We start from the raw sequence: 23,806 nt of genomic DNA on the forward strand, positions 1-23,806 counted from the left end.
AGCCTGAACCATGGCCGCGACACGCTCCATCGCAACCCGCAGCCCCGATTCGGACGAGGCGTCCGGCTATTCGGGTGGCCCGACGACGCTCGAGGCCATGACCGGGCCGCAGCGCGCCGCCGTCATCCTGCTCATCCTCGGCGAAGAGCACGGACGGGTGATCTGGCAGGAGTTCGACGACGAGGAGATCCGCATCATCACCCGGGCGATGGCGGAGCTCGGCACGGTCGATTCCGACCAGGTCGAGAAGCTGATGCTCGACTTCGTCGGCCGGCTCTCCAGCGCCGGCGCGATCACCGGCTCCTTCGACCGCACGATCTCGCTGCTCGAGAAGATCCTGCCGAGCGACCAGGTCGCGCTGATCATGGAGGAGATCCGTGGTCCGGCCGGCCGCAACATGTGGCAGAAGCTCGGCAATATCGACGCCGTCGTGCTCGCGAACTTCCTGAAGAACGAATACCCGCAGACGATCGCCGTCATCCTCTCGCGCATCCGGCCGGACCATTCGGCCAGCGTGCTGCGCAACCTGCCGAACGAGCTCTCGATCGAGGTGGTCAGCCGGATGCTGCGCATGGAATCGGTGCAGAAGGAGGCGCTCGACCATATCGAGAACACGCTGCGCACCGAGTTCGTCTCGACCCTGACCCAGACGCGCCGGCGCGATCCGCACGAGATGATGGCCGAGATCTTCAATGGCTTCGACCGGCAGACCGAGATGCGCTTCCTCGCCGCGCTCGACGCCACCAACCAGGAATCGGCCGAGCGCATCCGCGCCCTGATGTTCACCTTCGAGGACCTGGGCAAGCTCGATTCCGCCGGCCTGCAGACCCTGATGCGCCAGGTCGACAAGGATACGCTGGCGCGGGCCCTCAAGGGCGCGAACGAGGAGTTGCGTGCCTTCTTCCTCGGGGCGATGTCGCAGCGTGCCGCCAAGGTCCTGCAGGACGACATGCAGGGCCTCGGGCCCTTGCGTCTCAAGGAAGTCGACGAGGCGCAGATGAAGATGGTGACCCTGGCCAAGGACCTCGCCGAGAAGGGCGAGATCATCATCTCGAAGGGCAATTCCGAAGACGAGCTGGTGTACTGAGATGGCAGCGGCGAAAAAGTTCATGTTCGCTACCGACTTCAGCGGCAACAGCCGCAAGGCGGTCGACGAGGCGGCGCTCGAAAGCGCCCGGGCGGAAGGCTTCCATAGCGGCCTCGACCAGGCGCGGCGCGAGGCCGATCACCAGCTTGGCGCGCTGCTGTCGCAACTGGTGCGCCAGAGCGAGCGGCTGCTGGCGCAACAGGACGAGCGGCTGGCGCAGATCGAGGCGCAGGCCGCGCAGCTTGCGGTCGCGACGGCGCGCAGCCTCGCGGGAGCCGCCCTGGCGGACAAGCCGCTGGCGCAGCTGCTGGCGGCGGCGCGTGAATGCCTCGCCCATGCCCGGCACGCGCCGCATCTGGCGATCCGGGTGCATGAGAGCCTGGTCGAGACCGTCGAGGGCAAGCTCTCCGGGCTCGCCCGCGAGACTGGCTTCGCCGGCCGCATCGTCGTGCTCGGCGAGCCGGACATCGCGCTCGGCGACGGCCGGCTCGAATGGGCCGATGGCGGCATCGCGATCGAAAGCGCAGAACTCGACGAAGCGATCGACAAGGCAGTCAGGGCCGTCTTCGGCCCGCTAGATCATCACGCGTCCGAAGGGACGCGGTCGTGGTGATCTATCACATTGTTATCGCATCGGATTCTTCCGAAAAGTGGAATCCACTTTTCGGTCCGATGCTTTAGCGGGGTAAGACAGATGGCAAGCGAAAACGACCTCAACCTGCCGCCGCTCAACCCGGCCGACCTCTCCTTCGACCACAATGCCGCGGGCGACTCGGTCGCGCGTTCCGGGCCGGTTCCGGTCAAGACGGCGGAGGACCTCGAACAGGTCTTCGACGTGCCGGTCACGGTCTCCGCCGTGCTCGGCTCGTCGCGGATCGCGGTCGGTGACCTCCTGCGCGTCACGCCCGGCACGGTGCTGGAGCTCGACCGGCGCGTCGGTGAAGCCATCGACATCTTCGTCAACGAGCGCCTGGTGGCGCGCGGCGAGGTCGTGGTGGTCGAGGAACGCCTCGGCGTGACCATGACGGAAATCATCAAGACCGACCGGTGATGAGCCGGCCGGACCGACTGCATTCTTCAAGGAAGGCCTGAGCCATGCGCCTCATCATCGTCGGCAGCCTCAAGGGCCAGCTCATCACCGCCGCCAAGATCGCGGTGTCGCAGGGCGCCGCCGTCACCCATGCCGAGAGCGTCGAACAGGCGCTGGCGGTGCTGCGCGCCAAGGGCGGCGACCTGCTGATGGTCGATGTCGAGCAGCCGATCGCCAAATTGGTCGCGGCGCTCGAGGCCGAGCGCATCCGCACCCCGCTGGTTGCCTGCGGCACCTCGACCGACGCTCGCGCCGCCGTCGCCGCGATCCAGGCCGGAGCACGCGAATATGTGCCGCTGCCGCCCGATCCGGAGCTGATCGCGGCCGTGCTCGCTGCCGTCGCCGGCGACAAGGCGAGCCTGATCTGGCGTGATCCGGCGATGGAGCGCGTCGTCCAGCTCGCCAACCAGATCGCGCGCTCGGATGCGCCGGTGCTGGTGACCGGCGAGAGCGGTACCGGCAAGGAGATGATCGCGCAGCATCTGCACCAGAAATCGCTGCGCAAGGACAGGCCCTTCGTCGCGGTGAACTGCGCGGCGATCCCCGACAACCTGCTCGAATCCGAATTGTTCGGCCATGAGAAGGGCGCCTTCACCGGCGCGATCGCCCGGCGCATCGGCAAGTTCGAGGAGGCCAATGGCGGCACGCTCCTGCTTGACGAGATCTCGGAGATGGATGTGCGCCTGCAGGCCAAGCTGCTGCGGGCGCTGCAGGAGCGGACGATCGACCGGGTCGGCGGAACGCAGGCGGTCAAGGTCGATATCCGCGTGATCGCGACCTCCAACCGTAATCTCGGCGATGCCGTGCGCGAGGGATCCTTCCGCGAGGACCTGTTCTACCGGCTCAACGTCGTGCATCTGCGCCTGCCGGCGCTCCGCGAGCGGCCGGGCGACATCCTGGCGCTGGCTGATCACTTTGCCAAGAAATACGCCGAACTGAACGGCATGCCGCTGCGGCCGATCGCGGCCGAAGCGCGCAAGCTCCTGCTCGGCAACAGCTGGCGCGGCAATGTCCGCGAGCTGGAGAACACCGTGCATCGCGCCGTACTGCTGGCGCAGGGTGTCGAGATCGGCACCGAGGCGATGCTGACGCCGGAGGGCGAGACGCTGGGTCCGGCCAGCGGCCGCGACGTGGCCTCGCGGGCGGCGCAGACCGCCGAGGCGGTGACGCGCGGCCTGGTCGGGCGGACCGTGGCCGATGTCGAGCGCGACCTCATCCTCGACACGCTCGACCATTGCCTGGGCAACCGGACCCATGCCGCCAAGATCCTCGGCATCTCGATCCGGACGCTGCGCAACAAGCTCAGCGAATATGTCGCCGCCGGCGTACCCGTCGCGGAGCCCGGGCAGGCACGGACGAATTCGCTCTGACGCTTGCTGCCAGGCGCTGAAAAACAAGCGGGCCGGAGCGCAAGCTCCGGCCCGTCGATGGCCGCTCAGTAGTAGTAGCGGCGGCGATAATAGTAGCGCCGCGGGCGGTAATAGTAGCGCGGGCGGTAGTAGTAGCGCCGCACATAGCGTGGGCGGCGATAATAATAGTACTGGCTGAAGTCGGCGTCGGTCTTGTCGAGGCCTTCCTTCAGCTCCTCGGGCAGCTCTTCAGGCTTCTTGGCCGGGAGTGGCGCCAGCTTGGGCTGCGCAGCTTCCGAAGCGGCAATGCCGCCCACGCTGGCAGCGGCGAGGCCGCCAAACAGCGCCATCACGAATGAACGTCGATCCATGTCATGCCTCCATTTGGTTCGATCCAGGCGCCGCGTTCCCACGAGGCCATTCTATTCCCCTTCCTGACCTTTCGTCACGTTCGCGCTGCGACGATGGTTCACAAAGGGCCGACGGCGCGGGAGTCCGGCCGTAAGCTGGTTGTGCGGGTTTGAGGCGCAATCGCCTCGAGGCCTGTCCCGTCATCAGAGCGCCCCCAGCGGCTTGCTGATGTCCTCGAGCGAGCGCCGTTCCGCCTTCACCGCGAAGCGCCAGGCGATCAGCCCGGCGGCGATCATCAGCGCAGCACCGAACAGGTAGCCGCCGAACACGCTGATGCGCGAGCCGCTGTCGATCAGCACGCCGAACAGCCAGGGGCCGGCGATGCCGCCGAGCCCGGTGCCGATCGAATAGAACACCGCGATCGCCAGCGCTCTGATCTCCAGCGGATAGGTCTCGCTCACGGTCAGATACGCGGAACTGGCCGCAGCGGATGCGAAGAAGAAGACGACGCTCCAGCACAGGGTGAGCTGGCTGGCGCTGACCATCTCGCGGGCGAAGAGGTAGCCCGTGCCGGCGAGCAGCAGGCCGGAGAGAATATAGGTCCCGGCGATCATCGGGCGCCGGCCGAGCGTATCGAAAAGCCGGCCGATCAGGACCGGGCCGAGGAAGTTGCCGGCGGCGAAGGGCAGGATGAACCAGCCGATCATATTGGACGGGACGCTGTAGAAGTCGGTCAGGATCAGGGCGTAGGTGAAGAAGATCGCGTTGTAGAAGAAGGCCTGCGACGACATCAGCGCCAGCGCCACCAGCGTGCGCGGCCGATGCGTGACGAAGAGCGTATGGACGACCTCGCTCATTGGCGTGTGGGTGCGCGGGCGCAAGGTCAACGTCGGCAGCGCGGCAGCCGGCTGCGGCGGGTAGAACGATTCGATATGGGCGACGACGGCTTCAGCCTCAGCGATGCGGCCATGGCTCATCAGCCAGCGTGGGCTCTCCGGGATCCATTGCCTGAGGATCATGACGATCAGCCCGAGCGCGGCGCCGATGAAGAAGGCGAGGCGCCAGCCCATGTCCGGCGGCACCAGGGCAGGATCGAGCAGGACGATCGCGGCGACGCCGCCGATCGCGGCGCCGACCCAGAAGGAGCCGTTGATGACGAGGTCGGTCCAGCCGCGCACGCGAGCCGGGACGAGCTCCTGGATGGTCGAGTTGATCGCGGTGTATTCGCCGCCGATGCCCATGCCGGTCAGGAAGCGGAAGAGCAGGAAGCTCCACAGGTTCCAGGAGAAAGCGGTGGCGGCGGTTGCGGAGAGATAGACCAGGACGGTGATGGTGAAGAGCTTCTTGCGGCCAAGCCGGTCGGTGAGCCAGCCGAAGAGAATCGCGCCGATGACCGCCCCGGCGATGTAGGCGGCGCCGGCGAGGCCGATATCGGTGTTGCTGAACCTGAGCGCCGGGCTTTCCTTCAGCGCGCCGGAGACGGACCCCGTCAGCGTGACCTCGAGCCCGTCGAGGATCCAGGTGACGCCGAGCGCGACGACGACGAGCGTGTGAAAGCGCGACCAGGGCAGGCGATCGAGCCTGGCCGGGATATCCGTGACGATCTCGCCTGAGGTTGCGCGTCCCTCGTTCAATAGGCTTGTCCCTTCGACAGATCGGCTTGGCGCCGCTTCAAAGGCGGCAGGCAGCCAACGGGCCGCCTGCCATTGGATTGCTCTCAGCGGTAGATCACGCGCCGGCGCACGACGACCGGGCGGCGATAGGGGTTCGGCCGGCGCACCACCACGGTGCGGCGGACCACGACCGGACGACGATAGGCGGGCCGGCGCACGACGGTCGTGCGGCGAACCACGGTCTGGCTGAAATCGGCATCGGCCTCGTCGAGACCGGCCTTCAAGGCCGGAGCGAGCTCGTCGGGGTTCGGGAGCGGCGCGGCGATGGGCGTGGCGGCCGTGGCCTGCGCGATCCCCATGCCAGCGACGCTTGCCGCGGCGAGACCACCGAAAAGGCTCAGCATGAATGAACGTCTATCCAAAATATCCTCCAGCAGGCTTCGGCCAGGCGGCCTCTATCGTCGGCCCGCCTGAAGTTGGACGGCCGAATGCGGCCGGAAGGCGGCCATTCGATAACAGTCCGTTCAGGGAAAGGTTCCAGATGGGATTTTTTAAGAGGTCTTAACCACTCGTTCACCATGCACCCGGCAAGAATTGCCGGGTGCGGCAGCTGCCCGGCGGAAGGGCGGCGCGTGGGAGCGGTTCTTCGATGAGCGATGTGACGGCGGGCAGCGGCAACGGCATGGCGATGCCGTCGCGCGACCAGATGAGCGCGCTGCTCAACCGGCCGGACCTGTTCCTCGCCATCGGCGTGATGGGCATCCTCGTGGTGCTGATCTTCCCGCTGCCGGCGTTCCTGCTCGACCTCTTGCTCGCGCTCTCGATCATCCTCTCCGTGCTTGTCCTGATGACGGCGCTGTTCATCGAGGAGCCGCTGGAGTTCTCGGCGTTCCCGACCGTGCTGCTGATCGTGACGATGCTGCGCCTCGCGCTGAACCTCGCCTCGACACGCCTCATCCTCGCCCATGGCCATGAAGGCACTGCGGCCGCGGGCCACGTCATCGAGGCCTTCGGCAACTTCGTGATGAGCGGCAATTTCGTGATCGGGGTGATCGTCTTCACCATCCTGATCATCGTCAACTTCGTCGTCATCACCAAGGGTTCGGGCCGCATCGCCGAAGTGGCGGCGCGCTTTGCCCTCGACGCCTTGCCGGGCAAGCAGATGGCGATCGACGCCGACCTCTCGGCCGGGCTGATCGACCAGGAGGTCGCCAAGGTCCGGCGCAAGGCGCTGGAGGACGAGGCCAACTTCTTCGGCTCGATGGACGGTGCCTCGAAATTCGTGCGTGGCGACGCGATCGCCGGCCTGCTGATCACCTTCATCAACGTGATCGGCGGCATCATCATCGGCGTCGCGCAGCAGGGCATGAGCTTCGGCGCTGCGGCGCACAGCTATACCCTGCTCACGGTCGGCGACGGCTTGGTCAGCCAGATCCCGGCGCTGATCGTCTCGACCGCGGCGGGCCTGCTCGTCTCCAAGTCCGGCGTGCGCGGCGCCGCCGACAAGGCGCTCGGCCGGCAGCTCTCCGGCTATCCCAAGGCGCTCGGCATGTCGGCGGCGGTGATGCTGCTGATCGCGCTGCTGCCGGGAATCCCGATGCTGCCCTTCCTTGCCCTGGCCGCAGGCTCGGGCTGGTTGGCGCGGCATTTCGGCAAGCTCGCCAAGGCGCGGGAGTCTGAAGCTGCCGTGCAAGCGCAAGCGGCCTCGCCGCTCGCGCCTGATGGCACGCCGAAGGAAGAGACGCTCAACGACCTGCTCAAGCTCGACGAGCTCAAGATCGAGATCGGCTACGGCCTGCTGCCGCTGGTCAATGCGCCGGGCGGCGCCGACCGCCTGACCGACCAGGTCCGGGCGCTGCGACGCCAGCTTGCCGCCGAGCTCGGCTTCGTCATGCCGGCAGTGCGCATCGTCGACAACGTCCAGCTTGAGGCCAACCACTACTTCATCAAGATCAAGGAGATCGATGCCGGGCACGGCATGGTCTATCCCGGCCAGTACATGGCGATGGACCCGATGGGCGGCAGCGTGACGCTGCCCGGCCACAACGTGCTGGAGCCGACTTTCGGCCTGCCGGCGACCTGGATCGACGCCGCCCTGCAGGACGAGGCGCAATTGCGCGGCTACACCGTGGTCGACGCGGCGACGGTGATCTCGACCCATCTCACCGAGGTGCTGAAGTCGCACATGCCGGAGCTGCTCTCGCATGGCGAGGTGCAGAAGTTGCTGCGCGAATTGCCCAAGGACCATGCCGACCTCGTCAAGGAGATCGTGCCGCAGCAGATCTCGACCACCGGCATCCAGCGCGTGCTGCAGCTTCTGCTGTCCGAGCGCATCTCGATCCGCGATCTCGCCACCATCGTCGAGGGCATCGCCGAGGTCGCCGGCAGCGTCAGGAGCCCGCGCGACATCGCCGAGCATGTTCGCGTCCGGCTCGCCCGCCAGATCTGCGCGCAGTTCTCGAACCAGCACGGGCAATTGCCGATCATCACGCTGTCGCCGGCCTGGGAGAGCGTCTTCGCCGAATCGATCGTCGGCCAGGGCGAGGACCGGCACCTCGCCATGCAGCCCTCTCGGCTGCAGGACTTCGTCCATCAAGTGCGCGAGAAATTCGAGGATGCGGCGCGGCTCGGCGAGATGCCGGCGCTGGTCACCTCCGGCATGGCGCGGCCCTTCGTGCGCCAGATCATCGAGCGCTTCCGCAGGGAGACGCCGGTGCTCTCGCAGAGCGAGATCCACCCGCGGGCGAAGCTCAGGACGGTGGGGAGCGTGTAGCCTGGATGCCGCATAGGCACAGGGCGATCCGTCATTGCGAGCGTAGTGAAGCAATCCAGGAGGGCTTGCCGCAGCGCCCTGCCGCCCCTGGATTGCTTCGTCGCTGGCGCTCCTCGCAATGACGGTCTGATGCCGCCGTCGGTTCCGGCGTCAGCGCCTGCTCACCACCACGAGATAGCGCGCCGGTTCGGTGCCGGGATTGCTGAAGCGGCAATCGCTGGGCGGGCCGAGCTCCATGCAGTCGCCGGCCTGGAGCCGCGTGACGACGCCTCCCTCGTCGAAGTCGAGCACGCCCGACTGCATCCAGATCTGCTGGCGGATGAAGGCGTAGGAGCTGGCGGGGTAGGCGATCGCTGCGCCGGGCGGCAATTCGCCGGCGACCAGTTCGAGATCGCCATTGCCGGCCGGCGAGATGGCGCGGCGGACGAAACCGGTCTCAGGATCGCGCCAGAGCGGCTGGTCCTTGGCGCGGCGGACGCGCTCGCCGGCATTCTCGATCCGCGCCAGCAGATTCGACAGGGTCAGGCCGAAGGCGCCGGAGAGCCGGCCGAGCAGCACCGCGGTCGGGCTCGCCTCGCCGCGCTCGATCCGGCTGATCATGGCGCGCGAGACGCCGGAGCGCTCGGCGAGATCATTCAGGCTCCAGCCGCGCGCCTCGCGCTCGCCCCGCAGCCGCTCAGCCAATCTTGACGCGAGATCGTCCATCATCATACCCTTGATTCTCTTATAATAGAGCGCGGCACAGGCGTTGGCCAGTGGGCGGGGCGGATGCACCTCCATCGACGCCATGGCTGCATGCCCGGCCGGCATTGGTTGTTCCCGCCACCCTCGCTAAGCGCTGCCCCATGTCCCGCAATGCCGCCCTCTTCGCGCTGATGTGCCTCGTCTGGGGCCTGACCTGGCTGCCGATCAAGGTCGGCGCCCAGCATGTGCCGCCGGTTTTCCTTGCGGCGTCGCGCTTCATCATCGCCGGGTCGCTGATGCTGGCCTGGGCCGGCCGGGACGTGCTGAAGGTGCCGGCGCAGGCCTGGCCGCGCGTCATCATGACGGCGCTGCTGCTGAATACCGGCAACTACACCCTGCTGTTCTGGGGCACGGCGCAGGCGCCGACCGGGCTCGCGGCGATCGTCAATTTCGCGACCATCCCAATCTTCACCATCATCGCCAGCCGGCTGATCGAGGGGCATGCGATCGGCGGGCGCAAGCTCGCGGCGATCGGGCTGGGAGCGGTCGGCCTCGGCTTCCTGTTCTCGACGCGGGCGCTGGGCGGGCTCGCCGCGGCCAAGGGCGGGCCGCTCGAGCTCTGGGGGCTGGCGGCGGTCGCGGCCGGCACGCTGCTCTACTGCTTCGGCGCGGTCTGGTCGCGGCCGGTGATGGGCCGCATCCCGACACTGACGCTGGCCGGCTGGCAGACGCTGATCGGCGGCTTCGGGCTCTGCCTGATGTCGGCATTGTTGGAGACCGTCACTCCGGCACATTTCGCCGCGCTGGTCTCGTGGCCGGTGCTGCCGGCGGTGGCGGTGCTGGTGATCGGCGGCTCGCTGATCGGCTTCACCATCTATCTCAGGCTCGTGCGCGACTGGGGCGCCTTCCGGGCCGGGCTCTATGCCTTCATCAGCCCGGCGGTTGCGGTCGGAGCCGGCGTCTTCGCGCTCGGCGAACCGTTCGGGCCGACCGAGGCGATCGGCAGCCTGCTGATGTTCGGCGCCGCGGCGATCGCGCTGAAGCGCTGAGAGCGCCGTCTTTCCGGGGCTTCGCGCAGCGAAGAGCCCGGAATCCAGAACCGACACCGGTTGTCGCGATGCGCTGCGGCTGATCGGCTTCTTTGGAGACGATATCGGTTCTGGGTTCCGGGCTCAGGCCTTCGACCTGCCCCGGAAAGTCGGCATGGTTCCGTCGGCAAACGAACCTGCGCTAGAGCCTTATTCCGGCTTGTCGATGTGCAGGGCGGCCGCCTTGGCCGCGGCTTCCTGCTGCGCCTTCACCTGTGTCTCGTGTGCCAGCGCCTTGCGCAACTGGTCGCGCTCGAAGGCGAGCACGATCGGCAGCGAGATCACCAATGGAATGATCAGGTAGAACATCCGCCAGACCAGCAGTGCCGCGAGCACGGCCGGGGCCGGCACGCCCGGCATCACAGCCAGGAACACGGCCTCCATCACGCCGACCCCGCCCGGCACCTGGCTGAGCAAACCGGCCGAGAACGAGATCAGGAAGGCGCCGAGCACGATGAAGAAGCCGGGATTGCCCTGTTCCGGCAGGGCGAAATAGATGATGCCGGCGGCGCCCATCAGCTCCAGCGGCGCGGCGAGATATTGCCGGGCGACGATCGGCAGGCGCGGATAGACCAGCTCGAACGAGCCGATCCTGAGCGGCTTGAAGCGCAGCCAGGAGCCGATCGTGTAGAGCACGCAGAAGGCGAGCAAGCCGAAGCCGATCAGGCGCGCCTGCTTGTCGCCGATGCCGAACCAGGTCGAGAGCCGGTGCAGCGGGCGCAGGATCTGCGGCTCGCCGACCAGCACCAGCCCCATCAGCAGGATGGTGCCGAAGGCGAAGGTGAAGGAGCAGAGCGCGACCAGGATCGCGATCTCGGCCGCGCTCAGGCCCTTAGCGTGATAGGCGCGGTATCGGACCATGCCGCCGGAGAAGACCGAGGCGCCGATATTGTGCGAGAGCGCGTAGGTGACGAAGGAACAGAGCGAGATATAGGCCCAGGAGATGCCTTTCTCGCGATGCAGGTGCAAAAGCGCGATCCGGTCGTACCAGGCCAGCGCCGCATAGGCGACGAGCGTCGCGAGCCCGGCATGGAAGAAGGCGGCGGGCGGGATCACCGCGATCTTCTGGCCGATGCCGGTGGCGACGATCTTGAACGCGTCCCAGAGTCCGGCCTGTTCGAGCTGAGCCGCAACTCGCTCATTGGTCAGGGCCTCGGTCTTGAGCTTGTCCCAGAGCAGGTCGACCGACCAGACGACGGCGACGAGGCCGATCAGCGGCCAGAGATAGTCGAGGTATTTTTTCATCGAACCCGCGAGCAGCCGGAGGCGAGAGCAGAGCCCATCTACGAATCACGGCTTGTGCATGCAGGGCGCGTGGACGCAAGTCGCGCCGTCTCTCTGCCAAAGCCGGCCCTGCAGGGCAAGCGGCAGGCGTCAAGCCCGCCCCGGATCGGAGCGAATCCGGGGCGGTGTGGCGAAGATTACTTGCCCTGCTTCTTCAGCCAGTCGCGCAGGAAGGCGATCTCCTTCTCCTGCTCGGTGATCACGCCCTCGGCGAGCTTGCGCAGTTCGGGGTCCTTGCCATGAGCGAGCACGACCTTGGCCATATCGACCGCGCCCTGGTGATGCGGGATCATGCCGCGGGCGAAATCGACATCAGCGTCGCCGCTGAAGGCGATGCCCATCTCCTTGTGCATCGTGTCGTTGGCGGCCTTGTAGGCTTTCGTCGCGGCTGTATCTGCGGCGGCAGGCGTCGCCGCACCATGGCTGCCATGGCCCTGATGGCCCTGATGGCCCTGATGGCCTTGTGCCAGGGCGAGGCCGGCGAGACCGAGCGTGGCGAAAAGGGCGGCGCCCGCCAGGAGGCTGCGGGTGGTCGTCATGCTGATGTCCTTTCGGGAAGCCGGTTCGGGCATGGCAGGACCCTCAGCGCCGATCATGTCATCAGCGCGGCGTAGCTCGCCTCAGGCAGCCCCGGCCTGCGCCGAGCGCACCCGCGCGAGCATGTCCAGCTCGGCGACCAGACCTTCCGGCGTCGGGCAAGGGATGACGCCGAGCCTGGCGAGATCGTCGGTGACGTCGACCGGCAGGCCGGAGTTCGAATCCTCCGGGATCTGGTTGAGGCGGCCGCCGATGCAGACCGGTAGCTTCGCGCCGGCGCGCTCCAGTGCCGCCAGCACCTCGGTCGCGAAGCGCAGGGCGATGCCGTTATAGGTGCTGATCGCGATGACGTCGCAGCCATTGGCCAGGGCGATGGCGACGAGATCGTCGGGATCGGCCGAGGTGCCGCCATCGACCGGCTCGGCGTCGAGCCGCGTCAGCAGGTGCTCGATCAGGCTCTTGCCGTGTTCGTGGACGTCGCTGCTGGCGATGCAGACCTTGAGGCCGGCCTGTCCGATGCCGGCGCGCACCGGCGCGGCGACCTTGCCGAGCCAGCCTTCCGTCTCGTGTCGGAGTTCTTCGACCCATTCGGCCTCGACCAAAGCACGGCGCCCGCCCCAGGCGGCGCGATCGGGCGCGCCGGAACCGTAGGCCGCTTCCAGTCTTCGTGGGCCGATGCGGCGCAGGGCCAACATGATCGCGGCGGCGTCGGCGATGTCGATGCCGAGATCGGCGAGGCCGGCGAGGACCCGGCAGCGGAATTTGTGTGCGCCCGCGACGAGGCTCTCCGCCATCGCATCGACGGGTGCGAGATCGATCAGGTCGAGGCTGCCGGAAGCGTGCTCGACCAGCCGTCCGGCGAAGATCTGCGCGTCGATGATCTCGTCGGTGTCGGGAATGCGCTCGTTCTCGGTGACCGGCACGGGGTTGATCGCGTGGCCGCTGTGCTGACGGCGCAGCGACCAGATATCGGCCTGGAGATAGCTGGCGAGGCTGGCGAAGTTGCCGGCCGGCGTCGATTTGTAAGAGACCGTGTTGCCGAAGATCATGCTGCCGGGGGTGTCGGTCACCTGCATCAGCGCGCGATGGAAGGCGAGCCGCACCAGCGGCGCGGTGAAATGGTGCCCGTAGCAATGCGAGGCGCGGGCGCCGATCAATTCCTCGACGATGTATTTCTCGATCAGCACCATGCCGAGCGCCGAGCTCATGTCGGAGAACAGGCCGGCGAAGCCGTCGTCGAGATTGGAATGGACGAGCACCTCGACCGGCTGGGCCGCGATCAGTCCGAGCGCCGTCACGGTCGCTTCAGTCGTGGCGACGTCGTCGTCCCAGTCCGGCAGGCGGAAGGTGAAATACTGGCCGAGATTGCCGACGGTGGTGACGCCGGCCGCCAGCGCCGCGCGGGTGTTCTCGACCGCGCCGGGCAGGCCGAGCATGAAGTCGCCGAAATGCGCCGCGGCCGGAACGGCGCCGGTGATGCGGGAGAAGTCCTCGGGCCCCGAGAGCACGATGCCGGTGCCGCGCGGGCGCTTGTCGCGTTCGGCAAGCGGATAGCCCATCGACCAGTCGAGCGTGATGCCGAAGCGGTCGACGCCGACGCCGAGCCTGGCGCAGTTCCCGTACACGGTCCGGATCGCCTCCAGCGTGCGCTCGACGCTGCGGAAGCCGATATGGGCGTGCTGCATGATGCGCCCTTCGCGCGCCATGCGCCGCTTGTAGTCGGCCTCGCAGGCGACGCCGGCCGTACCGAGGAAGAGGTTGCGGCCGACCTGCCAGTCGCGCGCCATGGCGGCGCCCTCGGCCAAGAGCTCGGCGCCCGGCCGCAAATTCGGCGGGACGAGATCGGCGAGCCTGGGCAGCGCGGGCGCGGTCATCGATGTCCTCTCCTAGACCGCGATGCGATCGAATTGCCGGCGGATTGCGGCGGTGAGGCTGGCGGCGGTCAGGGCCGAGGTCTTGGGGTTGGCGGGCGAAGGCAGGTTGACGAAGCTCAGCCGGGCGGTGCCGAGCGCGCTCTCCGTCTCGATCTCATGGGTGTTTCCGGCGGCCTTCGGGTCGGAGACGATGCGGACGGACAGGCGCTCGTGCCCGACCGCCAGCGCAATGGTCAGCCCGACATTGAGGTTTTTCGGATAAAGCCTGGCCGCTTCGCGCGCCGTGCCTTCATAGAGCGCGATCTCGGCCTGCGCGGCCTTCTCTGTGAGGCCAAGGGAGGCGAGTTCGGGGCCCCAGGCCGCCGGCGGCTTGCGCGAGATGTAGCGGACACGGGCGTCATCCGTCTCGCGCAATGCGGCGAGATAATCGAGGCCGCCGACCGCACCGGAGGGCACGATCAGCCGCGTTCCGCCTTGCTCGGCGGCTTCGGTGAGGCGGGCGAGGAGGTCGTCGTCGGCGAGCGCCCCGGTCGAGGCCGGCAGTACCGGGATGCCGGCGGCGAGAACCGAGGGAAGGGTCTGGGCGACCGCAGCCTGTCCGGCGACTTCGACGACCAAGGCAGGGCCCCAGGCGAGGAGTTCATCGATGCTGGCGACGAGGGCAATGCCTTCCGGAACGCTGGCGCGGCTCGGCGAGTCCGGCCGCAGCAGGCAGGCGAAGGAAAAGCCCTCGTTCCCGAGCCGGGCATGGATGTCCCTGGCGATCGTGCCGAAGCCGATCAGGCCGATCCGTCGTTCACTCGCCATCACCGAATTCCCTCAAGGTTGACGCTGGTCCTTCGGCTGGGCCGCGAAGACCGTCTGACGCTCGATCTCAAGCACGTTCTCCGGTCGCGGGAAATTCTCCGGGGCCGGCTCGCCTGCCATACGCGGGCGGCCGATCAGGCGGAAGAAGTCTTCGAGGCCGTTCGGCACGATCAGCCAGACCCAGTGCAGATCCTCGGTGCCGTCGTTGATGAACATGTGGCGGCGGCTCTTGCCGATGAAGATCGCGGTGCCCGGCACGGCCGGCACGTCCTTGCCGTCGAGCACGGCGCGGCCCTTGCCCTTGAGGAAGTAGATGACCTCCTCATGGCGGTCATGGCTGTGCTCGCGGACATGGCCGCCGGGCGGTACGGTTTGGGTGCCGAAGGCGAGCGGGTTGTCCATCCTGACCTTGGACGGGTCGAGCGCGACCTCGATATGGCCGTTGGCCGGCACGGGCTGCCAGTAGCTCGTCGCGTTGCCGGGTTGGACGACGAAGGTCTCGCCGGGTTCGTGGATCTCGCTCATGGGTGAGGCTCCGTCAGTTCGCTCGTCCCGGCACGGCGGAAAGCAGCTTCTGGGTGTAGGGGTGCTTCGGCGCGGCGAAGATGTCGGCGGTGATGCCGTGCTCGACGACCTCGCCGCGCTGCATGATCGCGATCCGGTCGCAGATCTGCGCCGCGACGCGCAGGTCATGGGTGATGAAGATCATCGAGAGCGAAAGCTTGTCGCGCAGCTCGACCAGGAGCTTGAGCACCTGCGCCTGGACGGAGACGTCGAGCGCCGAGACGGCCTCGTCGGCGACGAGCACCTTGGGTTCGAGCGCCAGAGCCCTGGCAAGGCCGATGCGCTGGCGCTGGCCGCCGGAGAATTCGTGCGGCAGGCGGTCGGTCGCGGCCGGGTCGAGGCCGACGAGCGCGAAGAGTTCCTTGGCGCGCGCCATCGCGTCGGCACGCTTCGTGCCGCGGGCGATCAGGCCCTGGGTGACGAGATCGCCGACGCTGCGGCGCGGGTTGAGCGAGGCGTAAGGGTCCTGGAAGACCATCTGGACGAGATGACGCTGGCGCCGCAGCGCCTCGCCCTCAAGGCCGCCGAAATCGACGCCGCCGAGCTCGATCGCGCCGCTGTCGGGGTCGAGCAGGCGCACGATGCAGCGCGCCAGCGTCGACTTGCCCGAGCCGCTCTCGCCGACGATGCCGAGCGTCGCCTGGCTCGGCAGGGATATCGTCGCCGACTTCACCGCATAGGTGACGCGCTGCTTGCGGCCGAACCAGCCGCCGCCGGTGCGATAGGTCTTCGAGAGCTCGCGCACGGTCGCGATGGCCTGATCGGGCAGAGTGCGCGGCGGCGGCGGCGTCAGGCTCGGCACCGCCGCGATCAGCGCCTTGGTGTAGGGGTGCTGCGGATCGTGCAGCACGGCTTGCGCGCTGCCGCTTTCGACGACCTTGCCGTGCTGCATCACCATGACCCGGTCGGCGATCTCGGCGACGACGCCGAAATCATGGGTGATGAACAGCACCGCCATGCCGGTGCGGCGCTGGATATCGCGGATCAGCTCGAGGATCTGCGCCTGGATGGTGACGTCGAGCGCGGTTGTCGGCTCGTCGGCGATCAGGATCTTCGGTTCGAGGGCGAGCGCCATCGCGATCATCACGCGCTGGCGCTGGCCGCCGGAAAGCTCATGCGGATAGGCGCGATAGGCCGAAGCCGGCTCGGGAATGCCGACCTCGTCGAGCAGCTTCAGCGCCCGCGCCTCGATCTCAGCCCTCGGCAGATCGGTATGGGCGCGGAACATCTCGGCGATCTGGTCGCCGGCGGTGCGCAGCGGATTCAGCGCCGTCATCGGCTCCTGGAAGATCATGCCGATCTCAGGGCCGCGGATGGCGCGCAGCTCGTCCTCGGACAGGCGGACGATGTCGCGCTCGCCGAGCATGATCCTGCCGCTGCGGACCGGCAGCGAGGGCGGCAGCAGCCCCATCAACGCCGAGGCGGTCATCGACTTGCCGGAGCCGCTCTCGCCGACGACGCAGACGATCTCGCCGGCGTTCAGGGTCAGCGACAGCTTCTCCACGGCGAAGGGTCGGTCGGCGCCCTTGGGCAGGGCGATGGAGAGGTCCTCTATGCGGACGAGCGGGGTCATCGTGGGAGCGCTCATCGGTTGCGCAGCCTCGGATTGAGCGCGTCGTTCAGGCCCTGGCCGACCAGCGAGACGGAGAGGATCGTCAGCAGGATGGCGACGCCGGGGATGGCGGAGACATACCATTCGCTGCGCAGCACTTTGCGGCCCTGGCCGATCAGGTTGCCCCAGGAGGCGATGTTCGGGTCGGAGAGATCGAGGAAGGCAAGCGCGCTCTCCAGCAGGATCGCCGTCGCCATCACGACGCTGCCATAGACGATGATCGGGGCGAGCGCGTTGGGCAGGACCTCGCGGAATATGATCCAGCGATTGGTCAGGCCGAGGGTGCGGCAGGCCTGGACGAATTCGCGATTACGCAGGGTCAGGAACTCGGCCCGCGTCAGTCGCGCCACCGCCGGCCAGGAGACGACGCCGATCGCGATCGTCACCGCGGTCATGTTCGAGCCGACGACTACGACCAGCACCAGCAGCAGGATGAAGTTCGGCAGGGTCTGGAAGGCCTCGGTCAGACGCATCAACACGTCGTCGGTCAGCCCGCCATAGAAGCCGGCGATCGCGCCGATGACGATGCCGATCGCGATCGCGATCAGGGTCGAGACGATGCCCATCAAAAGGGTGGTGCGGGCGCCATGGGCGATCTGGGCGGCGATGTCGCGCCCGGATGCGTCGGTGCCGAGCAGGAAGCGGCCGGCGGGGTTGGGCCATTGCAGCGGCCGGCCGGCGAGGCCGAGCGGATCGCGCGGATAGAGCACGTCGGCGAAGAGGGCGAGGCCGACGATGACGACGAGCAGGACGAGGCCGAGCATGGCGGCCGGGCTCATCAGGAAATGCTTGAGCGCCTTCATGGCTCAGGCTCCCGCGCCGATGCGGGGGTCGAGCCGCGCATAGATCAGGTCGACGATGAAGTTCACGCAGATGACCATGACGGCGGAGACGAAGACGATGCCGAGCAGGGTGTTGAGGTCGCGCTGGACCACCGATTCATAGGCAAGGCGGCCGATGCCGGGCAGCGAGAACACGCTCTCGATCACCACCGAGCCGCCGAGCATGGTGCCGGCCTGCAGGCCGATCAGCGTCACCATCGGGAGGAGCGCGTTGCGTAGCACGTGCTTGCGGACGATCTCGCCGCGGGTCAGCCCCTTGGCGCGGGCGGTGCGGACGAAGTCGAGCGTCGAGACCTCCAGCATCGAGGCGCGCATGATGCGCAGGTAGATGGCGAGGAAGATCAAAGCGAGGGTGATCGTCGGCTGGATCAGATGGCGGGCGATGTCGAGCACCAGCCAGATGCCGGTCGCGCCCGAGCCGATCTCGTAGAGCCCGCCCGGCGGCAGCCAGGCCAGCCAGATCGAGAACACCACGATGCTCATCAGGCCGAGCCAGAAGGACGGCGTCGCGTAGAACAGGAGGCCGAGCAGCGAGATCAGCGTGTCGGCCCAGCCGTTGACGCGCTGCGCCGAGACGATGCCGAGCAGCATGCCGGCGAAGAAGGCGAAGCTCAGCGCCGAGAGCATCAGCATCAGTGTCGCCGGCAGCCGCTCCAGGATCACGGTCGCGACCGGCTTGTTGTAGATGGCGGAGAAGCCGAGATCGAGCCGGACCAGCCGCCAGAGATAGTCGAGCAGGCGCACGGCCGCGCTGCCTTCGAGCCCGTAGAAGCGGCGAAGCTCGGCCGCCTGCGCCGGGTCGCCGCCGCCCATCTGCGCCATCAGCGCATCGACGGTGTCGCCGGGAGCGAATTGCAGGAGGATGAACAATCCGGCGAGCAGGATGAGCAGCGTCGGGATGCTGCTCATCAGCCGTCGTCCGGCCAGTTTCAGAATGTGCATGAGCCGTGGTCTTCAAGCGCCGGGCGTGTCCGGATGGCCGGCATCCGAAACCACCAAGCGGTCCTTAGTCTAAGGCGGTGGTCAGGCGGGGAGCGGCCGCCACAAGGGCAGCCGCTCCGGCTTGGATCAGGGCTCGAACCACAGATCCGCCCAGTGGCTCGACGGCCAGCGCGGATTGTTGTGGTGGTTCTTCAGCTTCTTGCTGGTGACCGAGATGAACTGGCGTTCCGTCGCCATCCAGAGCGGCACCTCGGTGTTGAGCAAGTTGACGAGCTCCGGATAGGCGGCCTTGCGCTTGGCCGGATCGATCTCGAAGGCGGCGTCGTCCATCATCTTGTCGGCCTTCGGGTCGACCCAGCCCCACTGGTTGGTGAAGGCGGTGCCCTTCGGGCTGCCCGAGCGGTACCAGACCATGGTGCTGATCGCCGGATCGGCGCGGTAGATGTGCCAGCCGGTCGAGAGGTCGTAATCCCAGTCGCGATAGACCGCGGTCAGATAGGTCGCAGCGTCCGGACGCTGGAGCTCGACCTTGATGCCGACCTGCTGCAGCGACTGCTGGATGAAGGTCGACCAGAGCGGGATGTCCTCGCCGAAGGGCGGGCTCAGCATCTTCAGCGAGAAGCGCACCCCGCCGGCGCCGCGCTTGAAGCCGGCCTCGTCGAGCAGCGCGTTCGCCTTCTTGACGTCGAAGGCATAGTCCGGCGCACCGGCCTTGTAGAAATTGGTCGAGACCGACGGGATCGGCCCATGGGCGCGCTTGCCGTTGCCGTACAGGAAGTTCTCAATGAAGAAGTCGGTGTCGACCGCGTGGATGATGGCGCGGCGCACGCGCACATCCGCGAGTTCCTTGCGGCGCAAGTTGAACTCGATGGTGTTCTGGAAGGGCTGGCGCTCATTGCCGCGCGAGGAGACCTCGAAGCGGGCATCCTTGCCGAGCCGGTCGATATCGGCGAGCGGCAGCGAGGAGTAGTTGCTCATATGGACCTGGCCGGCCTCGATCGCGGCGGTCGCGGCGGCCTTGTCGGTGATGAAGCGCCAGACGATCTTGTCGAGATAGGGGAAGCCCTTGCGCCAGTAGTCCGGATTGCGCTCGGCGATGACGTATTGCCCGCGCTCATACTGGGCGAATTTGAACGGGCCGGTCCCGATCGGGGCGACATTGGCCGGGTTGTCGAGGATGTTGGTGCCCTCGTAGACGTGTTTCGGCGCGATGTAGCCGAGGTCCGGCGCCGCACCCATGAACAGGTCCATGGGCATCGGGCGGCTGTAGCGGAAGATCGCGGTGTGGGCGTCCGGCGTATCGACCGCCTCCAGCGCTGAATGCAGCGCGGTGCCGTAGTTCAGGTGCTTCTTCCACAGCTCCATCGCCGTGTACTGCACGTCGGCCGAGGTGAAGGGCTTGCCGTCATGCCACTTCACGCCCTCGCGTAGCTTGATCGTGATGGTCTTGCCGTCGGCCGAGCCCTCCCAGCTCGTCGCCAGCATCGGCTCGAGCTCGCCCTTCTCGTTGAGGTCGACGAGGGGCTCCATGATCTTGGAGGCGATGACGTAGACGCCGGTCGAGGCCCGCAAAGCCGGGTTCAGGATGCGCTGCTCCTGCGGCATGTGCACGGTGATAGTGCCGCCGCGGCGCGGCTCCTGGGCGAAGCTGGTGGCCGGCAGTGCGGCCGCCATTGCGAGCGCGCCGGCGCTGGCGAGCAGATGGCGCCGTGTCGGGTGTGTCGTGGTCATGGTCCCCTCCATTGTCGTGATTTGCTTGTGAATTCTTGTTGGCGAGTGGTCATTCCCGCCTGGCGGATGCCTCCCAGCCGATCAGCGCGCCGTCGACGCTTGCGCAGAGCAGGGCGTTCGGGTCGGTCCATTCGGCAAAGGGCGCCGCCGCCTTGATGTCCGCGATCGCCAGGACGATGCCGCAGCGCGGCAGCGCGTCGCCCGCCCCGCGGCCCCAGCGTGCTGCGAAGCTCGTCTTGTCGACGAAGACGAGATCGGCGCCGCGCGGGCGCATGGCCACGGTATGGGCGCCGGCAGTCGCGCTGACCGGCAGGTCGAGGAGCTTGCCGCAGAGTTCCGCTTCGGCGCGCGGGTCGGCGGCGACGATCTCGATCCGCTTCAGCGCCCGGGCGCCGTTGCGATGCGTGGTCAGGCTCGGCAGCCAGACGGTGTCGCGGGTGAGATGCTCGCAGGCGAACAGGCGAACATTTCCGGGCGCCGGCTCCAGCGGCCATTGGAAGATGCGGAAGCCCGCCTCGCCCATCTGCCCGCCATCGAGCTCGACGGGGCGGCGGAATTCGAAGGGGCCGGTGCTGCCATCGAAGCCGTCGCGCTTCAGGCCGGCGAGGCCGGCAGCAGCGTCGTCGGTGCGCATGGCGAGACGCTCGAGTCCGGCGCCTTCGACCAGGAAGCTGCGTGTCGGGGCGTTGAACTCGGTGGCGACGAGCACGCCGAGGAGTTCGACATAGTCGTCCTCGAACATGATCGTGTGGTTGCCGGTGCCGAGATAGTCGCTGTGCAGGCCGCGCGGCGAGACCGTGAAGCCCAGCGCCTGCCAGCGCTGCGCCGACGCCGACAGCTCGCTCACGGCGATGACGATGTGGTCGAGCCCGAGGACGTGGTCGCGCATCCCTAGAGGTTCCATTCACAGCGGGATTTCCCCGATGGCATGAACCGTGTCATAAGTGCATGCAGTTGTACAGGCACTTTTGGACATACCGTGCGCAGCCCCTGCCCAAATCGCAGATTCTTGCTGAGGAAAGCGCCGGTCGTGGCACGCGCTGCGTTGGCCCGAGAGGTGAGCGGGCCGGCAAAAAGCGCTTGGAATTCAATGTCAAACTATAGCCGCGCGACGGCGTGCGGCTGCGTCGCACGTCTCGCGCTATTTCCGCGCGGTGCGTCCCCGGCGGCGTGGCGGTGTATCCTCGTCCGGCAGGTAGCTCTTCAGGAGCGCTTCCTTGAGAGCGGCGCGGGCCTCGGCGAAGGTCAGCGAGATATGCCGGCGCAGGATGTCGACGCCGCGCTCGCGGTCACGGTCGACCAGGGCCTGGAGGATGCGGGCATGGTCGTCGACCAAGCTCCAGTGCTGCGGCGCGTTCTCGATCTGGGCCCGGCGCACGAAACGGATGCGCGCGTTCATGCCGGTCAGCTGGTGGACGATCTCGGGATTGTTGGCGAGCTCGGCGAGATGGACATGGAAGGCTTCGTCCAGTTCGAGGATCTCGTCCGGGTCGCGCCTGTCGTAGCGCGGATGCGCATCGGCCCAGAACGCCTGGAGCTTGGCGATGCCGGTTTCGTCGGCGCGTTCGCAGGCCAGCGCGAAGGCGCCGGTCTCGATGATCGAGCGCATCTCGAACAGGTCGAGCAGGTCGTCGATGTCGAGCCCGCGAAAGCAGAAGCCGCGATTGGGCGTGAACACCAGGAAGCCTTCAGAGGCGAGCCGGTTCAGCGCCTCACGCACCGGGGTGCGCGAGAGGTCGAGCATCTCGGCGAGATGGACCTCGTTGATTCGCTCGGCCGGGCGCATCTTGAACTCGACCAGCTGCTGCCGGATCGCCTTGTAGGCGCGCTCGGCGCTGTCGGCGGCGCGGCGCGGCGCGGTCCTGTCGGCCTTTTCCGCGGTCGTGGCCCTGGCGGTCTTCGGCATTCAGCCTCTCTGTCCGGCCGGTCTGCGGTCGCGCCCGGCCTCTCGACGCTCCATGCTTGAAAGCGCCTCGCACGCAAAAATCAACCACCGATCGCCATTGCTGCAAGCAGTGTGCGCACTCATGGATGCAACATGACACGAATTGGCTTCCTCGGCGTTGGCCATCTCGCGGCAGAGATGATCACCGGCCTCCTGCGCAGCGGATTGGCGGCGGGCGAGATGATCCTGTCGCCACGCGGGCATGGTCCGGAGTTGGCGGAGCGCCACGGTATCGCGCTCGCCGGCGACAATGGCGCGCTTGTCGCGGAGGCAGACATCGTGTTGCTGGCGACGCGGCCGGGCGATGCCGTCGCCGCGGTGATGGGGCTGGGCTGGCGGCCGGGGCAGACCCTGGTCTCGGCCTGCGCCGGCGTGCCCCTGGCGGATCTGCGCGCTGCGGCCGCACCGGCTGAGGTGGTGCGGATCATGCCGCTGACCGCCGCCTCGATCGGCGCGAGCCCGACCACCGTTTATCCGGACCTGCTGGCGCTGCGGCCGCTGCTGGCGCGGCTCGGCGCGGTCATCCCGCTCGCCGACGAAGCCGGGTTCGAGACCGCGACGGTCAGCGCTGCGATCTACGGCTGGGCGCAGGTGCTGATCGGGCTTGGGCGCGACTGGTCGCTCGCCCATGGCCTGGCGCCCGAGACGGCGCGGCAGCTGGCGGCCGAGACCTTCGTCGCCGCCGGCCGGATGATCGCCGAGCGGCCGGAGCCGGTCGAAGCGCTGCTCACGAGCCTGGCGACGCCAGGCGGCATCACCGAATGCGGCCTCAGGGTGCTCGAAGCCGGCGACGTCGAGGCGAGCTGGATTGCCGCCAGCGATGCCGTGCTGGAGAAGCTGACAGGCGCGCCGGTGAGCACCCGCCGCACCTGAACGGCTCAGCCCTCCACCGATTTGAAGACGTGGCCGCCGACCGCCTGGTCGGTCGGCGAGATCTCGATCTCGGTGACGTCGACATGCTGCGGCAGAGCGAGCACCGCGGCGATCGTCTCGGCGATGTCCTGCGGCTGCAGCGCGCGGACATGGCCGTACATGGTCTCGTTGAGACGATCGCGATCGCCGCCGAAGGCGCGCAGATAAATCTCGGTCTCGACCCGGCCCGGGGCGAGATCGGTGATGCGGACATTGCTGCCGGCGAGATCGTAGCGCAGCGAGCGGCAGGCATGGGCAAGGCCCGCCTTGGCGCCGCCATAGGCGGAAGTTCCGGCGAGCACGCCGCGCGCTGCGGTGGTGGTGATGTTGACGACATGGCCGCGCCGGCGCGCGACCATGCCTGACAGTAGCGCCCGCATCAGCAGCATCGGCGCGGTCAGGTTGACTGCGATCGTCTCGGCAATCTCCTCCGCGCTCTGCTCGTAGAGCGGCTTCACCGTCGCGACCATGCCGGCATTGTTGACGAGCACGTCGATCTCGGCGCCGGCGAGCCCGGCGACGATCGCGTCTGTATCCCGCACATCGGCGACCACGGGGACGACGCCGTATTCGCCGACGACGCCGGCGAGCGCCTCGCGACTGCGGGCGACGCCGTAGACGCTGAGGCCGAGCCCGGTCAGGCGGGCGCAGATCGCCGCGCCGATGCCGCGCGAGGCGCCGGTGACGAGGGCGGTGCGATAGGGAAGGGGCGCGGACATGG

23 protein-coding genes are annotated in these 23,806 nt (G+C 67.7%); 7 read left to right on the forward strand and 16 right to left on the reverse strand.

All coding sequences use genetic code 11. The annotated features are described in order from the left end of the window. Positions 1-10 precede the first annotated feature (10 nt). From fliG to flbD, 4 genes are all read left to right on the forward strand, one after another. Positions 11-1,087 carry a flagellar motor switch protein FliG gene (gene fliG / locus AC3WLC_RS04060; RefSeq protein ID WP_493682652.1) on the forward strand — a complete coding sequence of 359 codons (1,077 nt, stop codon included), beginning with the start codon at positions 11-13 and terminating at the stop codon, positions 1,085-1,087. A 22-nt stretch (positions 1,088-1,109) separates the two neighbouring features. After that, the gene (locus tag AC3WLC_RS04065) at positions 1,110-1,700 is read left to right on the forward strand and encodes a FliH/SctL family protein (RefSeq protein ID WP_493682653.1); all 591 of its coding nucleotides are present in this window, start codon (positions 1,110-1,112) and stop codon (positions 1,698-1,700) included. 81 nt (positions 1,701-1,781) lie between these two features. Continuing rightward, positions 1,782-2,138, forward strand: a complete 357-nt coding sequence (gene fliN, locus AC3WLC_RS04070) for a flagellar motor switch protein FliN (RefSeq protein WP_493682654.1) — start codon at positions 1,782-1,784, stop codon at positions 2,136-2,138. Positions 2,139-2,182: 44 nt separating this feature from the next. Then, on the forward strand, positions 2,183-3,547 hold the full coding sequence (flbD, locus tag AC3WLC_RS04075; RefSeq protein WP_493682655.1) for a sigma-54-dependent transcriptional regulator FlbD: 1,365 nt from the start codon (positions 2,183-2,185) through the stop codon (positions 3,545-3,547). A 65-nt stretch (positions 3,548-3,612) separates the two neighbouring features. Here the strand turns inward: flbD and AC3WLC_RS04080 are convergent, their stop codons facing one another. The 3 genes from AC3WLC_RS04080 to AC3WLC_RS04090 all read right to left on the reverse strand — a co-directional run bounded on the left by AC3WLC_RS04080 (position 3,613) and on the right by AC3WLC_RS04090 (position 5,894). After that, positions 3,613-3,897 carry a hypothetical protein gene (locus tag AC3WLC_RS04080; protein ID WP_493682656.1) on the reverse strand — a complete coding sequence of 95 codons (285 nt, stop codon included), beginning with the start codon at positions 3,895-3,897 and terminating at the stop codon, positions 3,613-3,615. Between the two features lie 183 nt (positions 3,898-4,080). Beyond that, positions 4,081-5,511, reverse strand: a complete 1,431-nt coding sequence (locus AC3WLC_RS04085) for an MFS transporter (protein ID WP_493682657.1) — start codon at positions 5,509-5,511, stop codon at positions 4,081-4,083. Between the two features lie 83 nt (positions 5,512-5,594). Then, the gene (locus tag AC3WLC_RS04090; RefSeq protein WP_493682658.1) at positions 5,595-5,894 is read right to left on the reverse strand and encodes a hypothetical protein; all 300 of its coding nucleotides are present in this window, start codon (positions 5,892-5,894) and stop codon (positions 5,595-5,597) included. A gap of 245 nt (positions 5,895-6,139) precedes the next feature. Here AC3WLC_RS04090 and flhA point away from each other — a divergent pair, with 245 nt between their 5' ends. Continuing rightward, positions 6,140-8,263, forward strand: coding sequence for a flagellar biosynthesis protein FlhA (gene flhA / locus AC3WLC_RS04095; protein ID WP_493682659.1), 2,124 nt, complete (start codon positions 6,140-6,142; stop codon positions 8,261-8,263). Between the two features lie 150 nt (positions 8,264-8,413). On the opposite strand, the gene AC3WLC_RS04100 is transcribed toward flhA, so the two are convergent. Next, a complete protein-coding gene (locus tag AC3WLC_RS04100; protein WP_493682660.1) occupies positions 8,414-8,968 on the reverse strand; it encodes a helix-turn-helix domain-containing protein in 555 nt (184 codons plus the stop codon). A gap of 140 nt (positions 8,969-9,108) precedes the next feature. Here AC3WLC_RS04100 and AC3WLC_RS04105 point away from each other — a divergent pair, with 140 nt between their 5' ends. After that, positions 9,109-9,996: a DMT family transporter gene (locus AC3WLC_RS04105; protein ID WP_493682661.1), complete on the forward strand. Its 888-nt coding sequence runs from the start codon at positions 9,109-9,111 to the stop codon at positions 9,994-9,996. 189 nt (positions 9,997-10,185) lie between these two features. Here the strand turns inward: AC3WLC_RS04105 and AC3WLC_RS04110 are convergent, their stop codons facing one another. The 11 genes from AC3WLC_RS04110 to AC3WLC_RS04160 form a co-directional block, all read right to left on the reverse strand. Then, on the reverse strand, positions 10,186-11,280 hold the full coding sequence (locus AC3WLC_RS04110) for a lysylphosphatidylglycerol synthase transmembrane domain-containing protein (RefSeq protein ID WP_493682662.1): 1,095 nt from the start codon (positions 11,278-11,280) through the stop codon (positions 10,186-10,188). Positions 11,281-11,456: 176 nt separating this feature from the next. Continuing rightward, on the reverse strand, positions 11,457-11,858 hold the full coding sequence (copM, locus tag AC3WLC_RS04115) for a CopM family metallochaperone (protein WP_493682663.1): 402 nt from the start codon (positions 11,856-11,858) through the stop codon (positions 11,457-11,459). Between the two features lie 81 nt (positions 11,859-11,939). Beyond that, the gene (locus AC3WLC_RS04120) at positions 11,940-13,730 is read right to left on the reverse strand and encodes a cobalamin-dependent protein (protein WP_493682664.1); all 1,791 of its coding nucleotides are present in this window, start codon (positions 13,728-13,730) and stop codon (positions 11,940-11,942) included. 12 nt (positions 13,731-13,742) lie between these two features. Then, a complete protein-coding gene (locus AC3WLC_RS04125; protein ID WP_493682665.1) occupies positions 13,743-14,537 on the reverse strand; it encodes an aspartate dehydrogenase in 795 nt (264 codons plus the stop codon). A 12-nt stretch (positions 14,538-14,549) separates the two neighbouring features. Next, positions 14,550-15,062 carry a cupin domain-containing protein gene (locus AC3WLC_RS04130; RefSeq protein WP_493682666.1) on the reverse strand — a complete coding sequence of 171 codons (513 nt, stop codon included), beginning with the start codon at positions 15,060-15,062 and terminating at the stop codon, positions 14,550-14,552. A 13-nt stretch (positions 15,063-15,075) separates the two neighbouring features. Continuing rightward, on the reverse strand, positions 15,076-16,689 hold the full coding sequence (locus tag AC3WLC_RS04135; protein ID WP_493682667.1) for an ABC transporter ATP-binding protein: 1,614 nt from the start codon (positions 16,687-16,689) through the stop codon (positions 15,076-15,078). Next, complete coding sequence (locus tag AC3WLC_RS04140; protein WP_493682668.1) at positions 16,686-17,516, reverse strand: ABC transporter permease; 831 nt, start codon at positions 17,514-17,516, stop codon at positions 16,686-16,688. The genes AC3WLC_RS04135 and AC3WLC_RS04140 overlap by 4 nt, the downstream gene beginning before the upstream one ends. 3 nt (positions 17,517-17,519) lie before the next feature. Then, the gene (locus AC3WLC_RS04145; protein WP_493682669.1) at positions 17,520-18,497 is read right to left on the reverse strand and encodes an ABC transporter permease; all 978 of its coding nucleotides are present in this window, start codon (positions 18,495-18,497) and stop codon (positions 17,520-17,522) included. A gap of 126 nt (positions 18,498-18,623) precedes the next feature. After that, a complete protein-coding gene (locus tag AC3WLC_RS04150) occupies positions 18,624-20,228 on the reverse strand; it encodes an ABC transporter substrate-binding protein (RefSeq protein ID WP_493682670.1) in 1,605 nt (534 codons plus the stop codon). Positions 20,229-20,277: 49 nt separating this feature from the next. Then, entirely contained in the window at positions 20,278-21,117 is an 840-nt protein-coding gene (locus tag AC3WLC_RS04155; protein WP_493682671.1) for a VOC family protein, read from the reverse strand. 252 nt (positions 21,118-21,369) lie between these two features. Continuing rightward, complete coding sequence (locus AC3WLC_RS04160) at positions 21,370-22,134, reverse strand: GntR family transcriptional regulator (protein WP_493682672.1); 765 nt, start codon at positions 22,132-22,134, stop codon at positions 21,370-21,372. Between the two features lie 132 nt (positions 22,135-22,266). Between AC3WLC_RS04160 and AC3WLC_RS04165 the strand changes: the two genes are divergently transcribed. Beyond that, a complete protein-coding gene (locus AC3WLC_RS04165; protein ID WP_493682673.1) occupies positions 22,267-23,046 on the forward strand; it encodes a pyrroline-5-carboxylate reductase family protein in 780 nt (259 codons plus the stop codon). 5 nt (positions 23,047-23,051) lie between these two features. Here the strand turns inward: AC3WLC_RS04165 and AC3WLC_RS04170 are convergent, their stop codons facing one another. Continuing rightward, on the reverse strand, positions 23,052-23,804 hold the full coding sequence (locus AC3WLC_RS04170; RefSeq protein WP_493682674.1) for an SDR family oxidoreductase: 753 nt from the start codon (positions 23,802-23,804) through the stop codon (positions 23,052-23,054). Positions 23,805-23,806: the final 2 nt, after the last annotated feature.

It is taken from the genome of Allobosea sp. GW821-FHT03A12, from assembly GCF_058986765.1.

Coding starts and splice junctions, on each gene's coding strand:
- AC3WLC_RS04155 (WP_493682671.1), bottom strand. CDS start 21,117: ATGCGCGACCACGTCCTCGGGCTCGACCACATCGTCATCGCCGTGAGC.
- flbD (WP_493682655.1), top strand. CDS start 2,183: ATGCGCCTCATCATCGTCGGCAGCCTCAAGGGCCAGCTCATCACCGCC.
- AC3WLC_RS04110 (WP_493682662.1), bottom strand. CDS start 11,280: ATGAAAAAATACCTCGACTATCTCTGGCCGCTGATCGGCCTCGTCGCC.
- AC3WLC_RS04130 (WP_493682666.1), bottom strand. CDS start 15,062: ATGAGCGAGATCCACGAACCCGGCGAGACCTTCGTCGTCCAACCCGGC.
- AC3WLC_RS04145 (WP_493682669.1), bottom strand. CDS start 18,497: ATGCACATTCTGAAACTGGCCGGACGACGGCTGATGAGCAGCATCCCG.
- AC3WLC_RS04080 (WP_493682656.1), bottom strand. CDS start 3,897: ATGGATCGACGTTCATTCGTGATGGCGCTGTTTGGCGGCCTCGCCGCT.
- AC3WLC_RS04150 (WP_493682670.1), bottom strand. CDS start 20,228: ATGACCACGACACACCCGACACGGCGCCATCTGCTCGCCAGCGCCGGC.
- AC3WLC_RS04105 (WP_493682661.1), top strand. CDS start 9,109: ATGTCCCGCAATGCCGCCCTCTTCGCGCTGATGTGCCTCGTCTGGGGC.
- fliN (WP_493682654.1), top strand. CDS start 1,782: ATGGCAAGCGAAAACGACCTCAACCTGCCGCCGCTCAACCCGGCCGAC.
- AC3WLC_RS04165 (WP_493682673.1), top strand. CDS start 22,267: ATGACACGAATTGGCTTCCTCGGCGTTGGCCATCTCGCGGCAGAGATG.
- AC3WLC_RS04170 (WP_493682674.1), bottom strand. CDS start 23,804: ATGTCCGCGCCCCTTCCCTATCGCACCGCCCTCGTCACCGGCGCCTCG.
- AC3WLC_RS04160 (WP_493682672.1), bottom strand. CDS start 22,134: ATGCCGAAGACCGCCAGGGCCACGACCGCGGAAAAGGCCGACAGGACC.
- AC3WLC_RS04120 (WP_493682664.1), bottom strand. CDS start 13,730: ATGACCGCGCCCGCGCTGCCCAGGCTCGCCGATCTCGTCCCGCCGAAT.
- AC3WLC_RS04100 (WP_493682660.1), bottom strand. CDS start 8,968: ATGGACGATCTCGCGTCAAGATTGGCTGAGCGGCTGCGGGGCGAGCGC.
- copM (WP_493682663.1), bottom strand. CDS start 11,858: ATGACGACCACCCGCAGCCTCCTGGCGGGCGCCGCCCTTTTCGCCACG.
- AC3WLC_RS04140 (WP_493682668.1), bottom strand. CDS start 17,516: ATGAAGGCGCTCAAGCATTTCCTGATGAGCCCGGCCGCCATGCTCGGC.
- AC3WLC_RS04135 (WP_493682667.1), bottom strand. CDS start 16,689: ATGAGCGCTCCCACGATGACCCCGCTCGTCCGCATAGAGGACCTCTCC.
- flhA (WP_493682659.1), top strand. CDS start 6,140: ATGAGCGATGTGACGGCGGGCAGCGGCAACGGCATGGCGATGCCGTCG.
- fliG (WP_493682652.1), top strand. CDS start 11: ATGGCCGCGACACGCTCCATCGCAACCCGCAGCCCCGATTCGGACGAG.
- AC3WLC_RS04090 (WP_493682658.1), bottom strand. CDS start 5,894: ATGCTGAGCCTTTTCGGTGGTCTCGCCGCGGCAAGCGTCGCTGGCATG.
- AC3WLC_RS04125 (WP_493682665.1), bottom strand. CDS start 14,537: ATGGCGAGTGAACGACGGATCGGCCTGATCGGCTTCGGCACGATCGCC.
- AC3WLC_RS04065 (WP_493682653.1), top strand. CDS start 1,110: ATGTTCGCTACCGACTTCAGCGGCAACAGCCGCAAGGCGGTCGACGAG.